The sequence below is a fragment of the Rhizobacter sp. genome, assembly GCF_031412075.1.
Taxonomy (GTDB): domain Bacteria; phylum Pseudomonadota; class Gammaproteobacteria; order Burkholderiales; family Burkholderiaceae_C; genus Rhizobacter.
Map to the genome: position 1 here is coordinate 1 of NZ_JANOCG010000519.1, position 5,220 is coordinate 5,220.

Genomic DNA, 5,220 nt, shown 5'->3' on the forward strand with positions numbered 1-5,220 from the left:
CCACGAATTCACCACCGACAAGGCCACGGACTTCACCGCCATCCTGACCAAAGTGAAGTCGGTCAAGCCCGACGTGGTGTTCTATGGCGGCATGGACGCCGTGGCCGGCCCGATGATTCGCCAGGCCAAGCAACTCGGCATCAAGGCCAAGTTCATGGGCGGCGACGGCATCTGCACCGGCGAGCTGCCCAAGCTGTCGGGTGGTGCCATGGCCGATGGCCAGGTGGTGTGCGCCGAAGCCGGTGGTGTGGAAGGTGAAGCCAAGGCCGGTCTCGATGAGTTCCGCACCAAGTTCAAGGCGAAGTTCAACACCGACGTGCAGATCTACGCACCGTACGTGTACGACGCCGTGAACGTGCTGGTGGCTGCAATGGTCAAGGCCGACTCGGCCGACCCTGCCAAGTACCTGCCTGAGCTGGCCAAGACCGCCGACTTCAAGGGCGTGACCGGCACCATCTCGTTCGACGAAAAGGGCGACGTGAAGAACGGCGCACTGACGCTCTACACCTACAAGGGTGAAAAGCGCGAGCAGATCGCCGTGGTTCGCTGAGCTTTCGGTTCAAGCTGGAAACAAGGGCGCCTTCGGGCGCCCTTTTTCATGGGTGTTCGCAAGCGCACAGACGCGGTGGCTGCAGTCTCGTAGCGTGTGGTCTCTTCAGCGGCGAACAAGGGCGAGTGATTTCATGCAAAGCACAGCCGACCCGCGGGTGACCGCTTCACTGGCTTTCAGAGTCAGCCAGAGTGACGATGCCAGCCACGTCGCCTTGGCCATCGGCTCCGCATGGAACGACATCGAGCGCGCTCTCACGCCGGTGTTGGGGCGCCGCGGCGTGGCCGCTCTGTACAAGCGCAGCCTGCACCTGAACGCTGCGGCCTACCCCTGGCTGGCGCAAATGCCCGCAGGCGCCGATGACGCTTTGGCGATCGACCTGTTGCCATTGCGCTCCATGCTGGCCCGCCAGAGCGGTACCGCCGCCGCCGAAGTGGGTGCCGTGCTCATCCACACCTTCATCGAGTTGCTGAGCGACTTGATCGGCAACTCGCTCAGCGAGCGTTTGCTGGGGTCCGTGTGGGCCTCTCCATCGAACGGTGGGCCGAGCGCCCAGGACAACTTGCCATGACGAGCAAAGTACAAATCAAACGGCTGGTCACGGGTGTGCCTGGGCTGGACGAGGTACTCGGTGGCGGTGTGCCCGAGTTCTCTTTCACACTCATCGCGGGGCCTCCGGGCTGCGGCAAGACGACGCTCGCCCACCAGATGATGTTTGCGATGGCCTCGACAAAGCAGCCGGCGCTCTACTTCACCGTGCTCGGCGAGCCGCCGCTCAAGATGCTGCGCTACCAGCAGCAGTTTGATTTTTTCGACGACCAGCGGATCAACGAAGCGATTCATTTCGTTGATCTGACAGACGACATCAACGCCAGCGACTTTGACGGCGTGTTGCTGCGAATCAGCTCGGAGGTTGAAAAGTACAACCCGGCCTTCGTGTTCGTGGATTCTTTTCGCGCCGTGGTGCTGGCCAGCACCCGGGAAGGCGACGCGCCCAACAAGCTGCAGCAGTTTGTGCACCGCCTGAGCATGCTCATGACCAGCTGGCATGCCACCAGCTTTCTCGTCGGCGAGTACACCGGCGAGACGCAAGCCAACCCGGTGTTCACCGTGGCCGATGGCCTGATCTGGTTGCGCCAGAGCGTGCAACGCAACTCCATGGTGCGCAAGCTGGAGGTGACGAAGATGCGCGGCCAGCCCACTCTGGCGGGCTTGCACACCCTGCGCATTGCTTCGAACGGCATCACCGTGTTTGCGCCGGCCGATGTGGCGGTGGCCATGATTGCCGACAGGGAGCCCTCCATCATCGAGGGTCGTGCTCTCACCGGCGTGCCTCGACTGGACGACATGCTGGGAGGGGGCATTCCGCGCGGGTATTCGGTGCTGGTGGCCGGGCCGTCGGGCTCGGGCAAGAGCATCCTGGCGACGGCTTTTCTGGCGGAGGGCGCACGCCGCGGCGAGACCGGCGTGATCGCCGCCTTTGAGCAGCGCGCCACACGCTTTCGAGACCCGGTGATCGCCGGGCTGATCGCCAGCGGGCAGGTGGGATTGGTCAACAGCCGTGAGCCGGATCTGTCGATCGACGAGATCGTTCTGCTGCTGATGAACGAGGTCAGACGCCTCAAGGCCAGCCGCATCGTGATCGATTCGCTGTCGGGCTTCCAGCTCGCGCTGGCACCGACATTTCGCGATGACTTTCGCGAATCGCTGTCACGCATGGTGACCGCGGTGGCGCGCCTGGGTGTCACCCTCATGATGACCTCCGAACTCGAAGACCGGTACACCGAACTTCGATTCAGCCCCTACGGAACGGCGTTCCTGACCGACGCGATCATCGTTCAGCGCTACGTCGAGGTCGACAGCCGCTTGCAACGCGTGATGGCGGTGGTCAAGGTTCGTGCCAGCAGTCACTCCAACGAGTTGCGCCAGTTCAGCATTTCCGATGACGGCATCCATGTGGGTGAGATGTTGGCCGATCGGCAAGGCTTGCTGGGCGGCAGCCCCACCCGTCAGCAAGGTGCGAATGCGCCCCTCGCTGTGGCTCGCCGAGCCGGTGCTTGATATGCAACGACTCCCGGGAGCCAAAGTGCACAAACTTTTCAGCCGTCGCCCCGGCGCGCTCGACAGCGCTGCTCGAGAACTCGCCGAGCTGCAGGAGCAGGCCACCCAAGTGCGCGAGGTTCTGGACCGCATGCAACAGCAGCTGGAGAAGAGGAGCGGGCAGCCCCTCGTGAGCAGCCAGGCCAGTCAACTCATGGAAGCCAACGAGCAGCTGGTTCTGTCGGCCTTGCGTGCGCAAACCGACGCCGAAGCGCTGACCAAGGCACTCGACCAGGTTTCAAGGGCGGCCGAGCTCAACGCCTTGATCGACCGGCGGGCGCGCGAGTCTCTGGCGGAGCTCAACGCCACCCTGGAGGAGCGGGTGGTGGCGCGCACCCAAGAGCTGGAGCAGGCGCGTGACGAAGCGCTGTCAGCCGCCCGGGCGAAGGAGCAGTTCCTCTCCAACATGAGCCACGAGATACGAACGCCCATGTACGGCATGCTCGGCGCGCTGGAGCTCCTGGCGGGCACCGAGCTGACGGCTCATCAACGTCAATACATCACCGTGGCAGCGACTTCGGGCGAGGCCTTGCTGAGCATCATCAACGAAGTGCTCGACTTCACCAAGATGGGCACAGGCCAATTCGAGATCACGCAAGAGCCCATCGACGTGCTCGATGTGGCGCGCTCGGTCACGCTGCTGTTTTCATCAACGGCCAAGAGCAAGCTCGTCGAGCTGCAGCTCGAGGCGAGCCCGGCCTTGTCTGGCTGGCGCCTGGGCGATGCCTTGCGCATTCGCCAGGTGCTGATCAACCTGGTGGGCAACGCCATGAAGTTCACCCGGCGAGGCGCGGTGGTGGTGCGGGTTCTCGGAGACGACCGCGACGACAGCGGGCGCGTCACGTTCGAGGTGTCGGACAGCGGGCCGGGCATTGCCGAGTCGCAGCTCGCAAAGATCTTCGAGCCTTTTGTTCAGGCCGAGCCCACGACCGAGCGTGTGCTGGGCGGAACCGGGCTGGGTCTCGCGATCAGCCGCGGGCTTGTTCGCGCCATGGGCGGTGAGCTCGATGTGTCGAGCACGCTCGGCCAGGGGGCGACCTTCCGTTTCGGGCTGGACCTGCCGCGGACCGCGGGTGCGGTACCGGTGGTGGTGCCAACGCCCAAGGAGCCTGAGCGTCTAGCCCTGCTAAGCGGTCGGGCACTGCTGGTTGAAGACAACAGCGTCAACCGCCTGATCGGCAATGCCATGTTGGAGGGGTTGGGCATGCAGGTGGTGATGGCCGAAGACGGCAAGGAGGCCCTGGACCGGCTGGCCAGCGAGTCCTTCGAGGTGATCCTGATGGACTGCCAGATGCCCGTGATGGACGGCTACCAGGCCACCACGCGCCTGCGCGAGATCGAACGCGCCACCGGCAAGCCCCGCACCCCCGTCATCGCCTTGACGGCCAATGCGTTCAGTGGCGACGTGGAGCGGTGCCTGGCAGCCGGCATGGACGATCACCTGGCGAAACCTTTTGTCATCGAGCAACTGCACACGATCATCAAACGTTGGATGCCGACCGGCCCCGTCGAGCCATAGGCGCGAAAAAAAGCCCGCTCGAGGCGGGCATTTTCATTGGCGGAGAGGGCGGGATTCGAACCCGCGGGGGGTTATTAGCCCCCACACGCTTTCCAGGCGTGCGACTTAAACCGCTCATCCACCTCTCCGGAAGCCGGCGATTCTAGCCCACGCTCACGGCGTGCCAGCGGGCTTGTTCCTGATCAGGGCCATCGAGGTCGCGATCAGCGCGGCCACTTCGCTCATGTTGCCGGGCACGATCATGGTGTTGTTCTTCTGGGCGAGTTGCGCATACGCCTCGACGGCTTTTTCGGCCACCTTCAGCTGCACCGCCTGCTCGCCACCCGGTGAGCGGATCGCTTCAGCCACCTTGCGAATGGCCTCGGCCGTGGCGTCGGCCACCGCCACGATGGCGGCGGCTTCACCCTGGGCGTTGTTGATCTCGGCCTGGCGCTGGCCTTCGGAGCGCGCGATGAAAGCCTCGCGCTCGCCGGTCGCGATGTTGATCTGCTCCTGCTTGCGGCCTTCGGAGGCCGCGATCAGCGCGCGCTTCTCGCGCTCGGCGGTGATCTGCGCTTGCATCGAGCGCAAGATTTCGGCCGGTGGCGTCAGGTCCTTGATCTCGTAGCGCAGCACCTTCACGCCCCAGTTGCTGGCGGCTTCATCGAGTGCATTGACCACCGAGGCGTTGATGGTGTCGCGCTCTTCGAAGGTCTTGTCGAGCTCCATCTTGCCGATCACCGAACGCAGCAGCGTCTGGGCGAGCGGCGTGATGGCGAAGATGTAGTTGGAAGAGCCATAGCTCGCACGCATCGGGTCGGTGATCTGGAAATAGATGATGCCGTCGACCTGCAGCTGCGTGTTGTCGCGCGTGATGCAAACCTGGCTGGGCACGTCGAGCGGCACTTCTTTCAGTGAGTGTTTGTAGGCCACGCGCTCGATGAAGGGGATGACGAACTTGAGGCCCGGGGTCAGCGTGCGGTCGTACTTGCCGAGCCGCTCGACCACCCAGGCGTTTTGCTGGGGCACGATCTTGAAGGTCTGGAAGATGAAGATGGCGGCAATGACCGCC

5 protein-coding genes and 1 tRNA gene are annotated in these 5,220 nt (G+C 63.9%); 4 read left to right on the forward strand and 2 right to left on the reverse strand.

From position 1 onward, the window contains the following. The 4 genes from RMO40_RS19315 to RMO40_RS19330 all read left to right on the forward strand — a co-directional run. Window positions 1-550 (forward strand): ABC transporter substrate-binding protein (locus tag RMO40_RS19315; RefSeq protein WP_309724840.1); only part of this gene is annotated, 550 nt, incomplete at its 5' end. A 133-nt stretch (window positions 551-683) separates the two neighbouring features. Continuing rightward, window positions 684-1,121: a hypothetical protein gene (locus tag RMO40_RS19320; RefSeq protein ID WP_309724841.1), complete on the forward strand. Its 438-nt coding sequence runs from the start codon at window positions 684-686 to the stop codon at window positions 1,119-1,121. Continuing rightward, entirely contained in the window at window positions 1,118-2,611 is a 1,494-nt protein-coding gene (locus RMO40_RS19325; RefSeq protein ID WP_309724843.1) for an ATPase domain-containing protein, read from the forward strand. The genes RMO40_RS19320 and RMO40_RS19325 overlap by 4 nt, the downstream gene beginning before the upstream one ends. 25 nt (window positions 2,612-2,636) lie before the next feature. Next, window positions 2,637-4,169, forward strand: a complete 1,533-nt coding sequence (locus RMO40_RS19330) for an ATP-binding protein (protein ID WP_309724844.1) — start codon at window positions 2,637-2,639, stop codon at window positions 4,167-4,169. Between the two features lie 37 nt (window positions 4,170-4,206). On the opposite strand, the gene RMO40_RS19335 is transcribed toward RMO40_RS19330, so the two are convergent. Together RMO40_RS19335 and RMO40_RS19340 are read right to left on the reverse strand one after the other, a co-directional pair. Then, window positions 4,207-4,297, reverse strand: a tRNA-Ser gene (locus RMO40_RS19335). Between the two features lie 25 nt (window positions 4,298-4,322). Then, window positions 4,323-5,220, reverse strand: an 898-nt coding sequence (locus RMO40_RS19340; RefSeq protein ID WP_309724845.1) for an SPFH domain-containing protein, incomplete at its 5' end; no start/stop codon positions are given.

Bases quoted from the DNA above. Each gene is read 5' to 3' on its own strand.
- RMO40_RS19320 (WP_309724841.1), top strand. From the start codon at position 684: ATGCAAAGCACAGCCGACCCGCGGGTGACCGCTTCACTGGCTTTCAGA.
- RMO40_RS19325 (WP_309724843.1), top strand. From the start codon at position 1,118: ATGACGAGCAAAGTACAAATCAAACGGCTGGTCACGGGTGTGCCTGGG.